At 48.0% G+C, this 1,024-nt stretch carries 1 protein-coding gene; it reads right to left on the reverse strand.

The features are described from left to right. The coding region (gene gmd / locus JK139_RS15390; RefSeq protein WP_218332174.1) for a GDP-mannose 4,6-dehydratase at positions 1-1,024 on the reverse strand (1,024 nt) is incomplete at both ends.

Below are 1,024 nucleotides of genomic sequence, written 5' to 3' on the forward strand. Positions count from 1 at the left end.
CTACATCGGCTGCTACCATTTCAGTTACCATTTCTGCCAATGTATAGGTGGGGGTCCATCCTAATTTTTCTTTTGCTTTAGTAGCATCGCCAATCAGCAAGTCTACCTCCGTTGGCCGGTAATACCGGGCATCTACTTTCACCACCACCTTCCCTTCCGGTACTGCATAACCACCATGGTTTTCAGTAACATACCCTTCCTCTGCCACTCCGGTACCTCTAAACCCAATGTGAATGCCCAGTTCGGCAAATGCCATCTGCACAAAATCGCGGATAGGGGTTGTTATGCCGGTAGCCAGCACAAAATCGTCCGGTTTTTCCTGTTGCAAAATGCGCCACATGCCTTCTACATAATCCTTCGCATGGCCCCAGTCGCGCCGCGCTTCTAAGTTTCCCAGAAACAAGGTATCCTGCAAGCCCAATGCAATCTTCGCCACTGCACGGGTTATCTTCCGGGTTACAAAGGTTTCACCACGCAAGGGTGACTCATGGTTGAATAATATTCCATTGCAGGCAAACATATTGTAGGCTTCCCGGTAGTTTACCGTTATCCAGTAGGCATACAATTTTGCCACTGCATAAGGCGAACGGGGATAGAAGGGGGTGGTTTCACTTTGCGGAACCGCCTGCACTAATCCATACAATTCAGAGGTGGAAGCCTGGTATATTTTTGTCTTTTGTATCAATCCCAATAACCGAACGGCTTCCAGTATCCGCAAAGTACCCAGTCCATCAGCATTGGCCGTATATTCCGGCGTTTCAAAACTCACATGCACATGGCTCATGGCTGCCAGATTATATATCTCATCCGGCTGCACTTCCTGAATAATGCGGATTAAATTGGTGCTATCGGTTAAATCACCATAATGCAATATCAAATGCCGGTGCGGTACATGCGGGTCTTCATAAAACCGATCAATCCGCCCGGTATTGAACAGCGAGCTGCGCCGCTTAATACCATGCACTTCATACCCTTTTTTCAGTAATAACTCCGCCAAATAGGCGCCATCCTGTCCGGTAATACC

This window comes from Hydrotalea lipotrueae, assembly GCF_019249625.1.
GTDB lineage: Bacteria > Bacteroidota > Bacteroidia > Chitinophagales > Chitinophagaceae > Hydrotalea > Hydrotalea flava.